The 18,557-nt window shown below is 71.6% G+C and carries 17 protein-coding genes; 11 read left to right on the top strand and 6 right to left on the bottom strand.

Features of this window, described 5'->3' with window-relative positions; all coding sequences use genetic code 11:
• Positions 1–126 precede the first annotated feature (126 nt).
• The 4 genes from ABZ845_RS20105 to der all read left to right on the top strand — a co-directional run bounded on the left by ABZ845_RS20105 (position 127) and on the right by der (position 4,316).
• Positions 127–1,221, top strand: coding sequence for a prephenate dehydrogenase (locus tag ABZ845_RS20105; protein ID WP_360981358.1), 1,095 nt, complete (start codon positions 127–129; stop codon positions 1,219–1,221).
• 201 nt (positions 1,222–1,422) lie between these two features.
• Positions 1,423–2,118: a (d)CMP kinase gene (gene cmk, locus ABZ845_RS20100; protein ID WP_360981355.1), complete on the top strand. Its 696-nt coding sequence runs from the start codon at positions 1,423–1,425 to the stop codon at positions 2,116–2,118.
• Between the two features lie 56 nt (positions 2,119–2,174).
• The gene (locus tag ABZ845_RS20095; protein WP_360981408.1) at positions 2,175–2,762 is read left to right on the top strand and encodes a lysophospholipid acyltransferase family protein; all 588 of its coding nucleotides are present in this window, start codon (positions 2,175–2,177) and stop codon (positions 2,760–2,762) included.
• Positions 2,763–2,834: 72 nt separating this feature from the next.
• Positions 2,835–4,316 carry a ribosome biogenesis GTPase Der gene (gene der, locus ABZ845_RS20090; protein WP_360981352.1) on the top strand — a complete coding sequence of 494 codons (1,482 nt, stop codon included), beginning with the start codon at positions 2,835–2,837 and terminating at the stop codon, positions 4,314–4,316.
• Between the two features lie 65 nt (positions 4,317–4,381).
• Here der and ABZ845_RS20085 read toward each other — a convergent pair whose 3' ends face one another.
• Positions 4,382–4,777, bottom strand: a complete 396-nt coding sequence (locus ABZ845_RS20085) for a hypothetical protein (protein ID WP_360981349.1) — start codon at positions 4,775–4,777, stop codon at positions 4,382–4,384.
• 222 nt (positions 4,778–4,999) lie between these two features.
• Positions 5,000–5,791: a hypothetical protein gene (locus ABZ845_RS20080; protein ID WP_360981346.1), complete on the bottom strand. Its 792-nt coding sequence runs from the start codon at positions 5,789–5,791 to the stop codon at positions 5,000–5,002.
• Positions 5,792–6,333: 542 nt separating this feature from the next.
• On the opposite strand from ABZ845_RS20080, the gene ABZ845_RS20075 reads away from it, so the two are divergent.
• The 3 genes from ABZ845_RS20075 (at position 6,334) to ABZ845_RS20065 (ending at position 8,674) form a co-directional block, all read left to right on the top strand.
• A complete protein-coding gene (locus ABZ845_RS20075) occupies positions 6,334–7,035 on the top strand; it encodes a transglycosylase family protein (RefSeq protein WP_360981343.1) in 702 nt (233 codons plus the stop codon).
• A gap of 201 nt (positions 7,036–7,236) precedes the next feature.
• Complete coding sequence (locus tag ABZ845_RS20070) at positions 7,237–8,016, top strand: hypothetical protein (RefSeq protein WP_360981340.1); 780 nt, start codon at positions 7,237–7,239, stop codon at positions 8,014–8,016.
• A gap of 433 nt (positions 8,017–8,449) precedes the next feature.
• The gene (locus ABZ845_RS20065) at positions 8,450–8,674 is read left to right on the top strand and encodes an I78 family peptidase inhibitor (protein ID WP_360981337.1); all 225 of its coding nucleotides are present in this window, start codon (positions 8,450–8,452) and stop codon (positions 8,672–8,674) included.
• A gap of 105 nt (positions 8,675–8,779) precedes the next feature.
• On the opposite strand, the gene ABZ845_RS20060 is transcribed toward ABZ845_RS20065, so the two are convergent.
• Both ABZ845_RS20060 and ABZ845_RS20055 read right to left on the bottom strand, forming a co-directional pair.
• On the bottom strand, positions 8,780–9,814 hold the full coding sequence (locus ABZ845_RS20060; protein WP_360981334.1) for a phosphatase PAP2 family protein: 1,035 nt from the start codon (positions 9,812–9,814) through the stop codon (positions 8,780–8,782).
• A gap of 238 nt (positions 9,815–10,052) precedes the next feature.
• Positions 10,053–11,252 (bottom strand): glycosyltransferase family 39 protein, encoded by a 1,200-nt coding sequence (locus ABZ845_RS20055; RefSeq protein WP_360981331.1) that lies wholly within the window; start codon positions 11,250–11,252, stop codon positions 10,053–10,055.
• Positions 11,253–11,520: 268 nt separating this feature from the next.
• On the opposite strand from ABZ845_RS20055, the gene ABZ845_RS20050 reads away from it, so the two are divergent.
• Positions 11,521–13,146 carry an MFS transporter gene (locus ABZ845_RS20050; RefSeq protein WP_360981328.1) on the top strand — a complete coding sequence of 542 codons (1,626 nt, stop codon included), beginning with the start codon at positions 11,521–11,523 and terminating at the stop codon, positions 13,144–13,146.
• Between the two features lie 199 nt (positions 13,147–13,345).
• The gene (locus tag ABZ845_RS20045) at positions 13,346–14,539 is read left to right on the top strand and encodes an acyl-CoA dehydrogenase family protein (protein WP_360981325.1); all 1,194 of its coding nucleotides are present in this window, start codon (positions 13,346–13,348) and stop codon (positions 14,537–14,539) included.
• Positions 14,540–14,610: 71 nt separating this feature from the next.
• On the opposite strand, the gene ABZ845_RS20040 is transcribed toward ABZ845_RS20045, so the two are convergent.
• Positions 14,611–15,048 carry a cell division protein SepF gene (locus ABZ845_RS20040; protein ID WP_360981322.1) on the bottom strand — a complete coding sequence of 146 codons (438 nt, stop codon included), beginning with the start codon at positions 15,046–15,048 and terminating at the stop codon, positions 14,611–14,613.
• Positions 15,049–15,341: 293 nt separating this feature from the next.
• Between ABZ845_RS20040 and ABZ845_RS20035 the strand changes: the two genes are divergently transcribed.
• Positions 15,342–16,592, top strand: coding sequence for a DUF5685 family protein (locus ABZ845_RS20035; protein WP_360981319.1), 1,251 nt, complete (start codon positions 15,342–15,344; stop codon positions 16,590–16,592).
• A gap of 11 nt (positions 16,593–16,603) precedes the next feature.
• Here the strand turns inward: ABZ845_RS20035 and ABZ845_RS20030 are convergent, their stop codons facing one another.
• Entirely contained in the window at positions 16,604–17,488 is an 885-nt protein-coding gene (locus tag ABZ845_RS20030) for an MBL fold metallo-hydrolase (protein WP_360981316.1), read from the bottom strand.
• Between the two features lie 244 nt (positions 17,489–17,732).
• Here ABZ845_RS20030 and ABZ845_RS20025 point away from each other — a divergent pair, with 244 nt between their 5' ends.
• Complete coding sequence (locus tag ABZ845_RS20025) at positions 17,733–18,515, top strand: DUF1684 domain-containing protein (protein WP_360981313.1); 783 nt, start codon at positions 17,733–17,735, stop codon at positions 18,513–18,515.
• The last annotated feature ends 42 nt before the right edge of the window (positions 18,516–18,557 follow it).

The raw sequence follows: 18,557 nt of genomic DNA, 5'->3' as shown, positions 1-18,557 counted from the left end.
CACAGGCGATGAACCGCGATACCGGCGGAACGCTTAGCCTGATGCGACAGAGGTTCGCAAACACATCGGCACTTCAGCGAGGAGCGTTACCGTGGCGGTCGGTCAGGACGGAAAGGACATCGCCCGGTGAGGTCCGCACTCGTCATCGGTACGGGGCTGATCGGCACCTCGGCGGCCCTGGCGCTCACCGCGCGCGGGGTCGCCGTGCATCTCGCCGACCACGATCCCGAGCAGGCCCGCACGGCGGCCGTCCTCGGCGCCGGCACCGACGAGGAGCCCCAGGGCCCCGTCGACCTGGTGATCGTCGCGGCCCCGCCCGCGCATGTGGCGGGTGCGCTCGCCGACGCCATGCGGCGCGGACTCGGGCGCGGCTACCTGGACGTGGCGAGCGTCAAGGGCGGGCCGGGCCGCGAGCTGGAGGAACTCGGCCTGGACCCGGTCCTGCTGTCGCGGTACATCGGCACGCACCCGATGTCGGGCCGCGAGAAGTCCGGGCCGCTCGCGGCCAGCGGCGATCTCTTCGAAGGCCGCCCGTGGGTGCTCACCCCGACCCGGGAAACCGACACCGAGGTGCTGAACCTCGCCCTGGAACTGGTCTCGCACTGCCGTGCCGTGCCGGTCGTCATGGACGCCGACGCCCATGACCGGGCCGTCGCACTGGTGTCGCACATGCCCCACCTGGTCTCCAGCATGGTCGCCGCGCGACTGGAGCACGCCGAGGAGTCCGCCGTACGGCTGTGCGGCCAGGGGATCAGGGATGTGACCCGGATCGCGGGCTCCGACCCCCGGATGTGGATCGACATCCTGTCCGCGAACCCGGGACCCGTCGCCGACCTGCTCTCCGAGGTCGCCGCCGACCTGGACGAGACCGTACAGGCCCTGCGCTCCCTGCAGTCCTCCGACGAGGCCAAGCGGCGTGAGGGCACCGACGGCATCCACGACGTACTGCGCCGCGGCAACGCGGGCCAGGTCCGGGTGCCCGGCAAGCACGGCAGCGCCCCGCGGGCGTACGAGACCGTGGCCGTGTTCATCGACGACCAGCCCGGCCAGCTCGCCCGTATCTTCGCGGACGCGGGCATGGTCGGCGTCAACATCGAGGACGTCCGCATCGAGCACGCGACGGGGCAGCAGGCGGGCCTGGTGCAGCTGATGGTGGAGCAGAATGCCGCACCGGCGCTCACCGCGGCCCTGCGGGAGCGGGGCTGGACGATCCGCCAGTAGGGAGACGGGCGATCCACCGGACGGGCGACAGACGGTTGCGCCGGTCGGGCGAGGGGCGATTGCGCCGGTCGGGCGACGGGTGGGCCCGCCGTCCGGCCGTCATACCGGGTCTACGGAGCCAGTAACCTTGTGCGGGGCGCCCAAAACCTACTCCGCGCCCCGCCCGAACCCGCCACCCCGTACCAGGAAGGTGTCCTCACCGTGGAAAACGGCGCCGCCCGGACCGCCCAGGCAGTGATTGTCGCCATCGACGGCCCCTCCGGCACGGGCAAGTCGAGCACCTCCAAGGCCGTGGCCGCGCAGCTCGGGCTGAGCTACCTGGACACCGGCGCCCAGTACCGGGCGATCACGTGGTGGATGGTCAGCAACGGCATCGACATAACGGACCCCACCGCTATCGCGGCTGTGGCGGGCAAGCCGGAGATCATCTCCGGTACCGACCCGTCGGCGCCCTCCATCATGGTGGACGGCACGGACGTCTCCGGACCGATCCGCACCCAGGAGGTCACCTCCAAGGTCAGCGCGGTCAGCGCCGTGCCCGAGGTGCGGGCCCGGATCACCGACCTGCAGCGCTCCCTGGCCGCCGCCGCCGAGGTGGGCATGGTCGTGGAGGGCCGCGACATCGGCACCACGGTGCTGCCCGACGCCGACCTCAAGATCTTCCTCACCGCCTCCCCGGAGGCGCGCGCCGCCCGCCGCAGCGGTGAGCTCAAGGGCGCGGACATCCACGCCACCCGCGAGGCGCTGATCAAGCGGGACCACGCCGACTCCAGCCGCAAGACCTCTCCGCTCGCCAAGGCGGGCGACGCGGTCGAGGTGGACACCACCGAGCTCACGCTCCAGCAGGTCATCGAGTGCGTCGTCACCCTCGTCGAGGAGAAGCGGGCGGCGAAGTGAGCGACGCTTCCACCGAGCGAGGCGCCGACATCGGGCGGCGCATCGGCGTCGGTCTGATGTACGGGCTGTGGAAGCCCCGGGTCCTGGGGGCCTGGAAGGTTCCGGCGACCGGTCCCGTGATCTTCGCGGTGAACCACTCCCACAACATCGACGGGCCGATGGTCATGGGCGTGGCGCCCCGGCCGACGCACTTCCTGATCAAGAAGGAGGCGTTCATCGGCCCGCTCGGCACCTTCCTGCGCGGCATCGGCCAGCTGGAGGTGGACCGCAAGAGCGCCGACCGCACCGCCGTCACCAAGGCTCTGAGCGTGCTGGACAACGGCGGAGCGCTCGGGATCTTCCCGGAGGGCACCCGGGGCGAGGGTGACTTCGCCTCGCTGCGCGCGGGCCTCGCCTACTTCGCCCTTCGCGGCGGGGCGCCGATCGTGCCCGTCGCTGTGCTGGGAAGCTCCGAGCGGCGAGGACGGCTGATCAAGGCGCTGCCTCCGTTGCGCAGCCGCGTCGACGTCGTCTTCGGCGACGCCTTCGAGGCGGGCGACGGCAGCGGGCGGCGTACGCGCTCCGCGCTGGACGAGGCGACCGAGCGCATCCAGAAGCAGCTCACCGCGCACCTGGAAAACGCCAGGCGCCTCACCGGGCGCTAAGCGACACTTGAGTAGTGGATCACCGTGACACGGCGGTCCACCGATCACCACGATGAACGAGGTACGGACTTCATGAACGACCAGATCCAGCCCGACGGCTCGGCCGAGCACGAGTACGAGCACGGGGCACTCGGCGACGCCGAGTACGCGGAGTTCATGGAGCTCGCCGCGGAAGAGGGCTTCGACCTCGAGGACGTCGAGGGCGCCATCGAGGAGGCCGGACACGGCCCGCTGCCCGTGCTCGCCGTGGTCGGACGCCCCAATGTCGGCAAGTCGACCCTGGTGAACCGGATCATCGGCCGCCGTGAGGCGGTCGTCGAGGACAAGCCCGGCGTCACCCGTGACCGCGTCACCTACGAGGCCGAGTGGGCGGGCCGCCGCTTCAAGGTCGTGGACACCGGCGGCTGGGAGCAGGACGTCCTCGGCATCGACGCCTCCGTGGCCGCGCAGGCCGAGTACGCGATCGAGGCCGCCGACGCGGTCGTCTTCGTGGTCGACGCCAAGGTCGGCGCGACGGACACCGACGAGGCGGTCGTCCGCCTGCTGCGCAAGGCCGGCAAGCCCGTGGTGCTGTGCGCCAACAAGGTCGACGGCCAGAGCGGCGAGGCGGACGCGTCGTACCTGTGGAACCTCGGCCTCGGCGAGCCCCACCCGGTCTCGGCGCTCCACGGCCGCGGCACCGGCGACATGCTGGACGCGGTCCTGGAGGCCCTGCCCGAGGCGCCCGCCCAGACCTTCGGCGGCGGCGGGATCGGCGGGCCGCGCCGCATCGCCCTGATCGGCCGCCCGAACGTCGGCAAGTCCTCGCTGCTGAACAAGGTCGCGGGCGAGGAGCGCGTCGTCGTCAACGAACTCGCCGGAACCACCCGGGACCCGGTCGACGAGCTCATCGAACTCGGCGGCACGACCTGGAAGTTCGTGGACACCGCGGGCATCCGCAAGCGGGTCCACCTCCAGCAGGGCGCGGACTACTACGCCTCGCTGCGCACCGCCGCCGCGGTGGAGAAGGCCGAGGTCGCCGTCGTGCTGATCGACGCCTCCGAGAGCATCTCCGTCCAGGACCAGCGCATCCTCACCATGGCGGTGGAGGCGGGCCGCGCGCTCGTCCTCGCCTTCAACAAGTGGGACAACCTGGACGAGGAGCGCCGCTACTACCTGGAGCGGGAGATCGAGACCGAGCTCGGCCAGGTCGCCTGGGCGCCGCGGGTGAACGTCTCGGCGCGCACCGGACGCCATATGGAGAAGCTGGTCCCGGCGATCGAGACCGCGCTGGAGGGCTGGGAGACCCGTGTACCCACGGGCCGCCTCAACGCCTTCCTGGGCGAGCTGGTCTCCGCGCACCCGCACCCGGTCCGCGGCGGCAAGCAGCCGCGCATCCTCTTCGGCACGCAGGCGGGCACCAAGCCCCCGCGGTTCGTGCTCTTCGCCTCCGGCTTCATCGAGGCGGGCTACCGCCGCTTCGTCGAGCGTCGGCTGCGTGAGGAGTTCGGCTTCGACGGGTCGCCGATCCACATCTCCGTCCGTGTGCGCGAGAAGCGCGGCAAGAAGAAGTGAAGTGACGAGGGAAAGGGGCGGCTCCCCGGCGGAGCCGCCCCTTTCCCGTGCTGCTCGTGTGCCGCTCACAGCCCCCGGCGGGGGGCGGGCGGCAGTGCGGGCAGGTGCGGCATGCCCCTGGCGTGCCGCGCCACCTGCTGCCAGACGTCGTTCGGTGTGTCCGGGGCGGTGTACAGGGCGGCCAGGTGGCCGGTCGCGTGCTGCGGGGTGCTCTGGTATGTGCCGTACGCGCCGACGGTGCCGTAGGAGCTCGTGTCGTGCGGGAGGTGGGCGAAGGCGATGAAGGCCATGTCCTCCTCGCCGCCGCGGTCGCCCGGGAGTGCCCTGAAGGCCCTGATGTATTCGTCGCAGAGGGCGTCGTAGATGGGCGTGGCCGAGAAGCCTCCGGAGGGGTCCTGGCCTGCTCGTCCGGAGGGGAGCGGCTGGTAGGACTGGCGATGGGGGACGTCGTATGCGTGCACGTAGGTGCCAACGACCCCGCCGCCCAGTGGATGCGGGCGATTAGTCCGCTTCGTGGGGAATCATGGCGCCTGGCTCATTGCGCCCCACGAAGCGGACCAATCGCGCTCCATGCCCGTCCGGGCGACCGCGCCCCACGCCCGTCCGGGCACACCGAACCGCGTGCCGGCCTCGGACGGCCTGCACTCGGCCCGCGGTGTGCCCGGTGCGGTGATGCCGAAGGCTCAGGTGCCCGCGAGCGGCAGGGCGGCGGCCACGAGCTTCCCGTTCGCGGCGGCCTTGTCCAGCGCGTCGCGCAGCAGGTCCTCCCGGGGCTGGCGGCCGATCGAGCCGACCGGCGCGGCGAACATGAGCACCTGCTGGTGCTTGTTGGCGGCTGCCCGCCAGCCGTCGGTGACATGGAGCGGCTGGTGCGCCTGCCACCAGGCGACCGGCTGACCGCCGTAGGCGCCGGGCTGCAGTACCGCGTGGAGCTGGCCCACGGCGAGCAGCACCGACCAGCCGTGCAGCACGGGCGGCACCGAGTCGATCACGGTCAGCGGCATGAAGCCCTGCTCGATGAGCAGCGGCAGGAAGTCGTCGCCCGCGCTCGTCGTGCCCGGGCGCACGATCGGCGCGGTCGGCTCCACGACGAGCGCCGGGTGCAGTTCCCCGGCGATCAGGACGAGCCCGCTGGTGACGCCCAGCACCGCCTGCTCGGTGGCGGGCCGGCCGTACCCCTGGTCGGCGGGGACGGTGCGGTCGGCGGCGATGGAGCGCACGGCGCCCTGCAGTTGTTCCTCGGTGACCTGGACGACCTGGGAGGGCAGGCAGGTGGCGTGGGCGAAGGCCAGGACTGCGGTCTCCTCGCCGATGAACAGGACGGTGCTGGTGCGCTCCTGTGCGGAGTCGCCCGGAGTCCGGCAGGAGGTGCAGTCGTAACTGCCCGGGGCGTTCTCTCCGGCGAGCAGCCGGTCGGCTTCTTCGTCGCCGATCTCGGCGCGTACGGCGTCGCTGAGGTCGAGCATGCGCGGCACGGGTGGCTCCCTCGGGATGCGGTGCGTGGCGGTGCCGGGTGGCTTCCCGGCCCATGAGTCCGGGGGTCCCCGGCTCATGAAGATGACAACGGGCGATCTGTGGCCGGAGTCACGCTCGGGAGCGAACGGAATCGAACCATCCGACGCGTTCGGTGAACATGCCCCCGGAATCCATCACTCACTGTCAAGTCTTGGGTTGGTCAAGGGAGTTGATGGCGTGAACTGACTCACAGATCGCGAGGGGGTCCGGTCGATAAATCCGGAAATCAGCGAATGAAGTGGGTGTCCGGAAATCGCCGATACCCGAGGTAACCGCGAACTGGCCTGGGGTGACAGGGAGTTGGTTGAGCCGGGCAGCCGATCTCCTTAGATTCCTCCGCCGTGTGCAACGAGCACCGCCCGGGTACGTCCACCGGCCGCGCCGCACAGCCGGCGCGCGAGCACCATCTCCGGTGGACGGGGCGGCGCACGACGATCCGCGCTCCCTGCGCGGGCCGACGTGCCCGCCTAGGGGGACCTCGGGTTTGTGGAGAGGGAATTACATGTCTGAATGTGCCGATAGCACCCGCAAGACCCGCACGACCCGTACGGCCCGTACGACGGCGGTCCTCGCCGGAGCGGCTCTGCTCGCCCCGCTCGGACTGCTCGCCGCGACCGGCGACGCCACCGCGGCGGACGGCGGGGTGTGGGACCGCATCGCCCAGTGCGAGAGCGGCGGGAACTGGCACATCAACACCGGCAACGGCTACTACGGAGGACTGCAGTTCTCCGCCGGTACCTGGCGCGCGTACGGTGGCACCGCCTACGCCCCGACGGCCGACCAGGCCTCCAGGGGAGCGCAGATCGCCGTGGCCGCCAAGGTCCAGCACGCGCAGGGCTGGGGAGCGTGGCCCGTCTGCTCGGGGCGTGCCGGAGCCTATGGGAGCGCGCCCGCCGGGTCGGGCGCCGGGGCGGCCACCCACACCTCGCGGGGCACCGCCGCCACCGAGTCCGCCTCGTCGAGGCAGACGCCGAAGCGGACGTCGCAGCGCAAGTCCGGGCAGCCGTCCCAGGCCCCGCAGCATTCGACCGGACACACCGCTCGCGGATCGTCCCGCGGGGACTACACCGTGCGCGAGGGCGACACGCTCAGCGAGATCGCCGAGCGGCACGGGACCACCTGGCAGGAGCTGTACGCCCGGAACAAGGCGGTCATCGGCGGTGACCCCGACCTGATCATGCCCGGACAGCGCCTCGACCTCTGACCGTCGCCACACCATCGGGCCCCGACGCCGCCGTCACGGCGCGTCGGGGCCCGATGGCGTTACGCGTCCTTTCCCGCCCGGGCTTCCTCGCCGAACGGCGCGCAGGAGCCGACTCTCCGTGGCACGCTAGGAGAACGGCAAAGGAGGCTGAGCCGGAGCGAGCGCATGATGACAAAGGCCCCGCGGACCGTGCGGGAAGGCATGTCCACGCCCCTGAGCGCCGACAGCGTCGCGGACACCGCGGGAGGGCTGACCTTCGACATCGCCTGCGCCGGTGAGACGCCAACCGCCCATCTGCTGTTGCGCCGCTGCGACGGCGAGGAGGTGGCGCTGCCGCTGGCCCCGGCCGAACCCGGCCGGCTGCGCGCCGCCCTGCCCAGCAGCGTCGACCTTCCCGAGGGGCGCTGGGACGCGTACGCACAGTTCGCCGAAGTTCAGCCGCACCCCCTCGAGCCGGGCGTCACGGACCTGCGTGCCCTCGTGGACCGCGCGCCCGGGGGCGCGTCCGCCAGGATCGCCGTCCGCATCCCCTACGCCACCGAGGAGGGCACCCTCGCCGTCCGCAGCTGGCTGCGCGCCCCGCACGCGGAGGCGGGGGATCTGCGCGTCGGCGAGGGCGGGCTGAGGGTGAGCGGCCGGGTGTACGGCACCGGGCTGGCGTCGGACGCCTACGCCGAAGTGAGCGAGCGGGGCGGTCCCGAGGCCGTGCTGCGCGCCGAGGTGACACACAGGGAGGCGGAGTTCGGGTTCACGGTGCGGTACGCGCCGCTCGCCCCCGGCATCTGGGACCTGTGGCTGCGGCCCGCCGGTGAGGAGGGCCCCCGGGTGCGGATCGCACGGCTGCTGGACGATGTCGCGGACAAGGAGCCGGTGTTCCGCTACCCCAGGGCGGCGGTGCGGGCGGAGCACGGCGAGGTGGAGGCCTGGCCGTACTTCACGGTCGACAACGACCTCTCGGTCACTGTCAGCGCCGTGGGCTGACCGGTTTCGCGGAAGGCGGGTCCCGAGCGGGATGTGAGGGTGATTCACGTCATGCCTCTCGAACGGGTGTCGCAGCGCGAGGAGTGCCGGTCGACCCGGTCGGCCGCCGGGGGATTATGTGTCGAATCCGTGTACTTCCTATGCGCGGCCGTACGGTGACCTCTTTCCGGAACGCGATGGAATTGAGCCACCGTGAACTCACCGATGTCTTTCCTGGTTTTTTATTCGACCGCTCCTTGTGTTGCAGACCCGACCTGCTCCGAATTTCGTTCGAGGAGGTGTACGAGGGGTGTGGAACCGCTCGTACGTGTGACGCCGCCCGGGTCAGCCGGGTGTCGTGGTTCTGTGACACAAGCGTGACCGGAGAGGAACGTGTGACAGGAGCGGTGCCTCTCCGCTTCCCTGGCCGGAGCCCGCGGCCTAACGTGGCGGCATGGCACCCATTCCCACCCCTGGAACCCCTGGAGCCGAGCCGGACGACCCCCCGGAGGCCTATGTCGGCCTGGACGCGGAGCGTGCCGAGCGGCTCGCTCGTGAACGCGGCTGGAGCACGGTCCGCTCGCTGCCGCCGGGAACGATCATCACCATGGAGTACCGCGCGGGACGCCTGAACTTCGAGGTCGTGGACGGCAGAGTCGCACGCTGCTGGAAAGGCTGAGCGCCGCGCGCACGGCGAAGGCCCCGGCTCGCGTCGAGCCGGGGCCTTCGCCGTGCGGGGAGGGTGTGTGCGTACCGGCCCCGCGCCTGCTGTCTCCGTCGCCGCTCAGCCGCCGGCCAGGGGCCGGGCAGGAGCGGTGCCGCGCGGTACGCGGTCCGAGTGCGGCGGGCGGCGGCTGCCCGCCGGGGTGACCGGGGTGCGTTCACCCCGGCTCGTGTGCGGACCGGGTGCCATATGGGCCGGTGCGCGCGAGGTCCGGGCGGCGCCCACCGGTTCCCGGGCCTGCACCTCCTCGCTCCTGGCCATGTGCGGGGCGAGGGCGACCGCGGGCGCCCCGACCGGGGACGTGCCCACCGGTGCCGGAACCGGAGCGGTGGTCGTGCGGCGGCCGCGGCGGCGGTCGCGGACCGCGAGGATCTCCGTCTCGGCGCGGGCGATCAGCGGCTCGCACCAGGGGAGGGCCAGCAGGATCAGCAGACCCGCGGCCCAGCCCAGGAGCACATCGCTCAGCCAGTGAGTGCCGAGGTAGACCGTGGTCAGTCCGACGCCGAGGGAGGTCACCGCAGAGAGCGCGGACAGCCAGCGCCTGGCCCGGGGCGTCGAGGCCAGATAGGCCAGGATGCCCCAGGTCACCACGGCGTTCGCGGTGTGACCCGAGGGAAATATATCGCCGCCGCGCCACATCTCGTTCGACCCGATGACGGTCGCGTAGTGGGGTCCGAGGCGGCCCATCCCGTACTTGGCGGCGCCCACCGTGATGTTGAGCAGGAGCAGTGCGGCGCCGAGGGTGAGCAGCGGGCGCAGGGTGTGCTGACGCCAGGAGCGCCAGCCCAGCCACGCCGCGACCATCACGGCGGTGGGGCCGCGCTGGCCCAGCACCACGTAGTAGTCGAGGAATGCGTGGATCTGCGGCCACTGCTGGTACGGCCGGAAGAACATGACCTGCCAGTCGAGCCGGACCAGCCACGAGGAGACGACGATGGCCCACACGATCGCCGTGTAGAAGGCCAGAGTTGCCGAGAAGAGAACCACTCGGTGCCGGCTCATCCTGGGCACGTCAATGTGGGCCGGTCGTTCCGGCTCACGGTCCAACCGGGCGAAGACCCGGTCCAGACGGCTCAGCTTTCGTTCGGTACGCACTCAATCGACGTTACAGCGAGTGAGGTGCGAGCCCACCCGAATCACCGGGTTTGTGATGACGATGTGATGTGGGATTCCTCTCAACAGGGTGTTAATTTCCATGGATTCCGTAATCACCGGCGCGTCCGGCGCTCAATTCCATTGATCGGTAAGGGCGTGCGTTTTGTGGGCCTTATCTATTCGTTCACCGAATGCTGGGGCGGGATTACCCGTTCGCTCACCGTCCGGCGCGAAGTGATCAAGGCGGTCCTGATCCGTTCAGCCAGAACGCCCCATAGACGGCCGAGACCAACGCGACACCGCCGAGGACCGCCGCCGACCGTCCCGGGCGCGGCCGGGCCAGGGCCCGGGCGAGGGGTAGCAGCAGGGGGAACGCGGGCATCAGGAGGCGCGGCTTGGAGCCGAAGTAGCTGGAGGCGCACAGCGCGAGCGCGATGACGACCCCCGTGTACACGAGCAGCGGCAGCGGCTGCCGCTGGCGTACGCCCACCACGTACAGCCAGACGACCAGCGCCACTCCGATGACCAGCCCGGCGCCGGCGAGAGCCGAGGGGAAGGAGGTGAACTTGGACGCGATGAAACGGGCGAAGGCGTAGCCGCCGTCGAAGCCGTTGCGCCAGCCCGCCTGGACGTCGAGATAGCCGAGCGGGCCACGGCCGGTGCGGTGACCGACCCACAGGACGTATCCGGCGGCGCCGAGCGGGGCGAGGACCATGCCGAGGGCGCGGCGGCCGGACGGTCCCGCGCCGCCGGGCGGCGCGCCTGCGTCCCGTACGTACGACACCTGCCGCACACGCCGGTCCCGTACGTACGAGGACACCGCGGCCGCCCACACGGCCGCGACGACCGCGGCCCCCACCGGCCGGGTCAGGCCCGCCAGGGAGGCGAGCGCGCCCGCGGTCACCCAGCGGCCGGTCACGGTGGCGTACAGCGCCCAGGCGGCGAGCGCGGTGAACAGGGACTCGCTGTACGCCATCGACTGCACGACACCGACCGGGACCGCCGCCCACAGCACCGCCGCGCAGACGCCCACCCGGCGCCCGTACACATGGTCGGCGACGGCGAAGATCCCCCAGGCCGCGGCGAGCGAGGCGAGCGCCGAGACCAGCAGGCCCGCGTCGGCGTACGACAGCGGCGTCTGCGCCGCGCCGAGCCGCTCCAGCCAGGGCAGCAGCGGGAAGAAGGCCAGGTTGGAGTGCACATCACCGTTCGGGAGGCGCACCTCGTAGCCGTATCCGAGCGCGGCGACCCGCGTGTACCAGAGCGAGTCCCAGCGGGCGGTCAGCAGCGTGTGCGGGCTGGTGCCGCGCGCCGCGCTCCACACGGCGAGCGCGACAAGGCCCAGGGCGCGGACGGCCGCGTATCCCAGGAGGGCGGGGGCGGCACGGCGCGCGGCGGCGGCGAGGGGTGGCGCCGGGCGCGTTCCAAGATCGGTCACGCGCTCGATTATCGAGGCCGAGCGGAACCGAGACGTCCATCGGCGCCGTGATGGACCCCGGGAACGGTGGCCTACGCCACACCCGCTCCCAGGGAAACGTGAGAGGTCCGCCACGCGACGCCAAAAGGAACTCGCGTACGCTGTCGAATCACTCGTTTCGTCGCGTGACCCCGGGAGCACCGCTCTTACCACTGCACCCGGTCGCAGCCGCGGGGAAGTCCCCACCCCGTGGATCCGCCGAAACGGGGGACACCTGGGAGGTACGTACATGTCCGGCACGACCGGGACGGCCCCGGCTGCCGTCCGGCTGCGCCGTCGGGCGGCCGGGGCCGGTGCCAACCGCTGGGTCGTACTCGTCGTCCTCTGCGTCAGTCTGCTGCTCGTCGCCGTCGACGCCACCGTGCTGCACGTGGCGATGCCCGCCGTCGCCGAGGACCTGAGGCCCGGCTCCATCGAACTGCTCTGGATCGTCGACACCTATCCGCTGGTCTGCGCCTCGCTGCTGATCCTCTTCGGCACGCTGGGCGACCGGATCGGCCGTCGGCGGGTGCTGCTGCTGGGCTACGGCCTCTTCGGCATCGCCTCCGGACTCGCGGCCCTCGCCCGGGACCCGCAGGTGCTGATCGTGGCGCGGGCGCTGCTCGGCGTCGGCGGCGCGATGATCATGCCGGCGACGCTGTCCATCCTGCGTCATGTCTTCCCCGACCGGCGCGAGCGGGCGCTCGCGATCGGCGTCTGGAGCGCGGTTGCCGCGGTGGGTGCGGCGGTCGGACCGCTGCTCGGCGGCTTCCTGCTGGAGCACTTCTGGTGGGGCTCGGTCTTCCTGATCAACATCCCGCTGATGCTGGTCAGCCTTCCGGTCGGCCGGCTGCTGCTGCCCGAGTCGCGGGGCGACGGCGACGGCCCCTGGGACGTGGCGGGCGCCCTCATGGCGGCGTTCGGCCTGTTCGGGCTGGTCTTCGCGGTGAAGCGGCTCGGCGGCGGCGAGTCCCCGCTGAGCCCGTTCACCCTGCTGCCCCTGGTGGTGGGCGCCGCCCTGCTGGTGACCTTCGTGCGGCGCCAGAGGCGGCGGACGCACCCCCTGGTGGACCTGCGGATGTTCGCGCGTCCCGCGTTCAGCACGTCGGTCGGCTGCATCTTGCTGGCCATGCTGGCGCTGGTCGGCCTCGAACTGATCGCGGCCCAGTATCTGCAACTGGTGCTGCACCTCTCGCCGCTCCAGACGGGTCTGCGGCTGCTTCCGCTGACGTTCGCGGCGATGGCGGCGGGACTGTTCGGCTCGAAGATGCTGCACCGCTTCGGCCCGCGCCGCATGGTCGTCTCCGGCTTCTGCCTCACCGCCGCGGCGGTGCTCACGCTGACGCAGATGGGCGGACGGGACAACCCGGCGCTGCTGCTGTCCGGCTTCCTCCTGCTGGGCTTCGGCCTGGAGACCACGCTCTTCGGCGCCTACGAGTCGATGCTCAGCGAGGCGCCCCAGGAGCAGTCCGGCGGGGCGGCGGCGGTCGGCGAGACCTCGTACCAGCTGGGCGCGGGCATCGGCATCGCGCTGCTGGGCAGCGTGATGAACGCGGCCTACACGCCGGGTCTGTCCTCGGTGCCGGGCATTCCGGCCACGGAGTCCAGGGCCGCCGGCCGTTCGCTGGGGGAGGCGTACCAGGTGGCGGGACGACTCGGCGGCGCGCGGGGCGAGGCCCTGCGGCACGCGGCGCGCGACTCCTTCGTCCACGGCCTGCATGTGACGCTCCTGGTCAGCGCCGGGCTGCTGCTCCTGGGCGCGGTGATGGCGCTGCGGCTGCCGCGGGTCATGAACTGCGAGGCGCCGCAGCCCCCGGCGGGTCGGGGCGCGGTACCCGCGCCGCGCGAGGCCGTGGAATCGCGTGTCTCGGCGTGACGCCGCCTGGGCACGTGGACCGCGTATCGGCGTGACGCCCTGGACTCCCGCGTTCCGGTGTGATGCCGTGGTCCCCTGTGTCCCGGCGTGACCGGGTGGGCCGACACTCGGTACTGGACGTGCGGCCCGGTACGCCGTACCGTCGGGCCGTCCGGTTCGGTTAGCGCTGCTAGTTTTTTGTGTCACGGAGGCTGCTCTCATGTCCGCGTCCTCGACGATGCCACCTTTCGACCCCGCGGACCCGCTCGGGATCGACGACCTGCTGGACCCTGAGGACCTCGCGATCCGCGACGCCGTGCGGACCTGGGCGGCACGGCGCGTGCTGCCCGATGTCGCCGAGTGGTACGAGAAGGGCGAGCTGCCGGGTGTCCGGGAGATCGCCCGGGAGCTGGGCTCTCTCGGCGCGCTCGGCATGACGCTGAGCGGCTACGGGTGCGCCGGGGCGAGCGCCGTGCAGTACGGGCTCGCGTGTATGGAGGTGGAGGCGGCGGACTCCGGCATCAGGTCCCTGATGTCCGTGCAGGGCTCCCTCGCCATGTACGCCATCCACCGGTTCGGCAGCGAGGAGCAGAAGCAGCGCTGGCTGCCCGGGATGGCCGCCGGTGAACTCCTCGGATGCTTCGGGCTCACCGAGCCGGACCACGGCTCCGACCCCGGGGCGATGCGCACCCGCGCCAAGCGCGACGCCGGAGGGGACTGGATCCTCGACGGGCGCAAGATGTGGATCACCAACGGATCCGTCGCCGCTGTCGCCGTCGTGTGGGCGCAGACCGACGAAGGGATCCGCGGGTTCGTCGTGCCCACCGACCGCCCCGGCTTCTCCGCCTCGGACATCAAGCACAAGTGGTCCCTGCGGGCCTCCATCACCAGCGAACTCGTCCTCGACGACGTTCGGCTGCCCGCCGACGCCGTGCTGCCGGGTGTCGTCGGGCTCAAGGGCCCGCTCAGCTGCCTCTCCCACGCCAGGTACGGAATCGTGTGGGGCTCCATGGGGGCGGCCAGGACGTGTCTCGAGACCGCCATCGAGTACTCCAAGACCAGGGAGCAGTTCGGCCGGCCCATCGGAGGGTTCCAGCTCACCCAGGCCAAGCTCGCGGACATGGCGGTCGAACTGCACAAGGGCGTCCTGCTCGCCCACCATCTGGGGCGGCGCATGGACGCGGGGCGGCTGCGGCCCGAGCAGGTCAGCTTCGGCAAGCTCAACAACGTGCGTGAGGCCATCGAGATCTGCCGTACCGCACGCACGATCCTCGGTGCCAACGGGATCTCGCTGGAGTACCCCGTGATGCGGCACGCCACCAACCTGGAGTCGGTGCTCACCTACGAGGGCACCGCGGAGATGCACCAGCTCGTCCTGGGCAAGGCGCTGACCGGACTCGACGCCTTCAGGTGACGGGCGCGGGCCCCGCCTTCCGCTGACGGGGAGCGGGCCCGAAGCGGGCAGGGCCGACCGGCGGCCCTGCCTCAGCTCTGGTTGAAGAATCCGTCCTTGCGCCGGTCCTCGGTGTCGCCGCTGACGATCTCCGTGTGAGCGGGCGTCAGCAGGAAGACGCGGTTGGAGACCCGGTCGATCGAGCCGCGCAGCCCGAAGATCAGGCCGGCCGCGAAGTCCACCACGCGCTTGGCGTCGGCGGGCTCCATGTTCGTGAGGTTCATGATGACCGGGACGCCGTCCCGGAACAGCTCGCCGATGACGCGGGCGTCCCGGAAGCTGTCCGGGGTGACCGTGCCGATCCGGCGGCCCTTCTCCTCAGCCGTGTCGGCGGCGACCTGTACACGGGGGTCGGTCACCCAAGCGTCGCCGCGCTCCTGGCCCTCGGCGTAGTCGTCGTCGTAGTAACGCTCGTCATCGTTGTCGTCGACGAGGCCGAGCCAGGCACTTGCCTTGCGTACTGATCCCATGGACGCCTCCTCTCACAGCGGTCTTCTTTCAAACGTTCCGCGGTCCCATGGTCGTCCATGATGCGGATGTAGCGCCAAGGGGATAGACACCGCACGGGGGTTTCGTGACGGTACTGGTGCATGACGCGTACGTCGAGAGGCCGGACGCCCCAAGGGCCGTACCGTTTACGGCTGCTGACTAAGAGTGAAATAGGATCTTCGTTGGCGTTCGGGTGACGGTCGGGGCGTACGGGTGAACGAAGGGGCAGTTACGATGCCACGGCTCAACGTCGTACAAGGCACGGGGGAGTTTTGTGTTCGGAATAGTCCGGCCCTGCCGTCACCGGCTGAGCGAGGGGCTCAGGACCCAGTGGATGGCACATCTTTGCGGACTGTGCCTCGCGCTGCGCGGTGACCACGGGCACCTGGCCCGGATCGTCACCAACTACGACGGCCTGCTCGTCTCGGTTCTGACGGAGGCTCAGGCAGGATCGGCCGCCGACGGCCGGCGAACCGCCGGTCCCTGCCCGCTGCGCGGCATGCGCACCGCTTCCGTCGCGCGGGGCGAGGGGGCGCGGCTCGCCGCGGCCGTCTCGCTGGTGCTCGCCTCCGCCAAGATGCGCGATCACATGGCCGACGGCGACGGGCTGTTGGCGCGCGGGCCGGTGGCGCTCGCCGCGCGCCGGGTCGCCGCGAGCTGGGACAGGGCCGGTGCGCGTACCGGCTCGGACATCGGGTTCGACACCGCCGTGCTCGTGGCGGCCGTGGACCGGCAGGTCGGCATCGAGGCGCTGGCCGGTCCCGGCAGCCCCGTCCTGACCGTCACCGAACCGACCGAGACCGCCACCGCCGCGGCCTTCGCGCACACCGCGGTCCTGGCCGGCCGCCCCGGCAACGCCGCTCCGCTCGCCGAGGCGGGCAGGCTCTTCGGACGGCTCGCGCATCTGCTGGACGCGGTGGAGGACAGGGAGGCGGACGCCGCGTCGGGCGCCTGGAACCCCTTGACGGCCACCGGGACCTCCCTGGCCGAGGCCCGCCGTCTCGCCGACGACGCGCTGCACGGGATACGGCTCGCGCTGCGCGATGTGGAGTTCACCGACGGGCGGCTCGCGCATGTGCTGCTCGCGCACGAACTGCGCGCCTCGGTGGGCCGGGCCTTCGGCACGACCTCCTGCTCGCACACGCCCGAGCTGTACGGGCCGCCACCGTCCGGACCCCATGCCCCGAGCGGGCCGTACGTGCCGGGCGGGCCCTACGCACCCGGCGGCCCCGGAGGTCCTGGCGGTCCGGGCAGGCCGCCCGAGCCGCCCCGCCGCGACCGGCGCGGGCTGCTCGCCGGCTGTGCCGTCTGGCTGGGCCTCGCCTGCACCTGCCAGCTGTGCTGCGGAACGTACGAGGATCCCTGGAGCCGGGAACGCAAGAACGCTGCTTGCCAGGACTGCGGCGACTGCTGTGATTGTTGCGAAGGCTGCGGTGAGTGCTGCCAATGCGGCAACGACTGCGAAGGCCCTGGCTGCTGCGACGGTTGTGACGGCTGCGACTGTGGCTGCGACTGCGGCTGCTGAGCCGGGCGGGCTCACCAGCGGACGGCGGTGAAGTCGATCGGCCGGGGCCGCAGCATTCGTGTGCGTCGTGCCAGAGCCCGAAGCCGCCGGGTCATCTCCTCGGCTGCCAGGCGGCGACGGTCACCGTGGCCCGGCAGGACCCACTCGAACCGCAGCAGTCCGGCCACCCTGGTCAGCGAGGCGGCCAACTCCTCGATGGAGTACCACGTCACGCTCTCCGCGACCTCCAGGTCGCCCGTCGTGCGCGACCAGTAGAAGCTGTCGCCGCTGAAGCAGTACCGGTCATCCGCGAGGTAGAGCACACTGCCCCGGGTGTGGCCGGGCAGCGGATGCGCGGTGACTCCCGCGCCGATCTCCGTGACATCGAGGCCCCGGATCACCTGGTCCGCGTCCGGCGCCGCGTCCAGGTCGCCCTCGTGGATCCACAGCCGGGCGCCGAAGTGGTCCGCGTAGCGGCGGCCGTGTGCGGCGTGATCACGATGGGTGAGCAGCACGTCGGTCACGGGCCCCGAGGCCGCGTACCGCTCGGCGAGGGCAGGGCTCCAGCGAGGTGTGTCGATCATCATCACCGTGCCGGACGGCCGCATGAGCAGGTAGGAGTTGGCTCCCGCGGTGTGCCGGGAGTTGTGCCCGCAGATCAGTACGCCGTCGTCCAGGGCCATCGGGAAGGGGTCGAGCGCGGGGTCCGGCTGCCCGGACGCCGGGCGGATCGAGCGGGTGGGGCAGGCGAAGACGGCGGAGTGCAAGCGCCTCGTCTCCGCCTCATCGCCCGGCGGCCGCAGCATGTGCGACCTTCCGTGCGACTCGCCGATCAGCTCGGGTGCGAACTGCCGGGCGACATCGCAGTTGATGCATCGGTCGTCCACGTACCAATCGTTCACGTGCCCATCGTCCATGACAGGGCTCCCTCCAGCGGAAACGACCCGGCCAGGGCCGTCCTTTCAGGGATATCCCAGCCGGGGCCCGAGCCGGGGGACCCTGCCGATCTTGCATTTCGGGACCTGGACTGTTCCAGGAGCCCGGCAGTCGCACGGCGGTCACGGCGCCGAGTCCCTCCGCCGGCGGCGACAGGACGCCACTCGGGTATCACGCGGCGCTCGTACTCAGGGACCGCGCATCGCGTATGCAAAAGTTGATCACATGACGACCGACGCATCCGGCGAGTGGAAGCAGTGGCACGAGCACCGCACGGCGCAGGTGTGCGAGCCCTATGGTCCGCTCGCGCTGACCGGCACCTACTGGCTGGAGGACTGCCCGGAAGGGGAAGTTCCGGGTGTCCCCGGGCGGTGGACCGCCGAGGGCGGCACGGTGCTCCTGACGGCCGCCGAGTACGACGGCCTGCGTGTCGACGGCGAGCCCTTCACCGGCGAGGTCCGTCTCGAGGCCGACCCCGGCCCCGTGAGCGTGTCCCGCGTCGCGGCCGGTGAGCGCCGTCTGGTCGTCCTTGTCCGAGAGGGCGAATGGGGCGTGCGCGTCTACGACCCGGCCGCACCGGCGCGCCGGTCCTTCCAGGGCATCGACGCCACTGCCCACGACCCGCGCTGGTCGGTCGAGGGGCACTTCACCCCGTACGGGGAGCACCGCACCGTGCTCGTCGAGAACGCCGACGGGCGGCACCGCGGGCTCGGCCTCGGCGGCGTGCTCGCCTTCACACTGGACGAGCAGGACCTCACGCTCCAGGTGTCGGTGGAGGACGACGGCTCGCTGTGGGCCGTCTTCGCCGACTCCACCAGCGGAGAGGGAAGTTACGGCTTCCGGTTCCTGCGCCCGCCTGCGCCCGACGCGGAGGGACGTACGACGGTGGACTTCAACCGTGCGCTGCTTCCGCCGTGCGCCTTCTCGGACCACTTCGTCTGCCCCCTCCCGCCGCCCGGGAACACGCTGGGCATCGCGATCGAGGCGGGGGAGCGGACCCTCCTGTAGCGCCGGCGCGCTTCTCCGGAACCTCCACCCTCCTTGGAGCAC

The organism is Streptomyces sp. NPDC047022 (assembly GCF_040644155.1).
Lineage (GTDB): Bacteria > Actinomycetota > Actinomycetes > Streptomycetales > Streptomycetaceae > Streptomyces.
This window is presented reverse-complemented; position numbering and strand designations above follow the sequence as displayed.

What these genes read in the sequence shown, in the direction of transcription:
- ABZ845_RS20095 (WP_360981408.1), top strand. Translation starts at nt 2,175, where the DNA reads ATGTACGGGCTGTGGAAGCCCCGGGTCCTGGGGGCCTGGAAGGTTCCG.
- der (WP_360981352.1), top strand. Translation starts at nt 2,835, where the DNA reads ATGAACGACCAGATCCAGCCCGACGGCTCGGCCGAGCACGAGTACGAG.
- ABZ845_RS20075 (WP_360981343.1), top strand. Translation starts at nt 6,334, where the DNA reads ATGTCTGAATGTGCCGATAGCACCCGCAAGACCCGCACGACCCGTACG.
- ABZ845_RS20070 (WP_360981340.1), top strand. Translation starts at nt 7,237, where the DNA reads ATGTCCACGCCCCTGAGCGCCGACAGCGTCGCGGACACCGCGGGAGGG.
- ABZ845_RS20065 (WP_360981337.1), top strand. Translation starts at nt 8,450, where the DNA reads ATGGCACCCATTCCCACCCCTGGAACCCCTGGAGCCGAGCCGGACGAC.
- ABZ845_RS20050 (WP_360981328.1), top strand. Translation starts at nt 11,521, where the DNA reads ATGTCCGGCACGACCGGGACGGCCCCGGCTGCCGTCCGGCTGCGCCGT.
- ABZ845_RS20045 (WP_360981325.1), top strand. Translation starts at nt 13,346, where the DNA reads ATGTCCGCGTCCTCGACGATGCCACCTTTCGACCCCGCGGACCCGCTC.
- ABZ845_RS20040 (WP_360981322.1), bottom strand. Translation starts at nt 15,048, where the DNA reads ATGGGATCAGTACGCAAGGCAAGTGCCTGGCTCGGCCTCGTCGACGAC.
- ABZ845_RS20030 (WP_360981316.1), bottom strand. Translation starts at nt 17,488, where the DNA reads ATGGACGATGGGCACGTGAACGATTGGTACGTGGACGACCGATGCATC.
- ABZ845_RS20025 (WP_360981313.1), top strand. Translation starts at nt 17,733, where the DNA reads ATGACGACCGACGCATCCGGCGAGTGGAAGCAGTGGCACGAGCACCGC.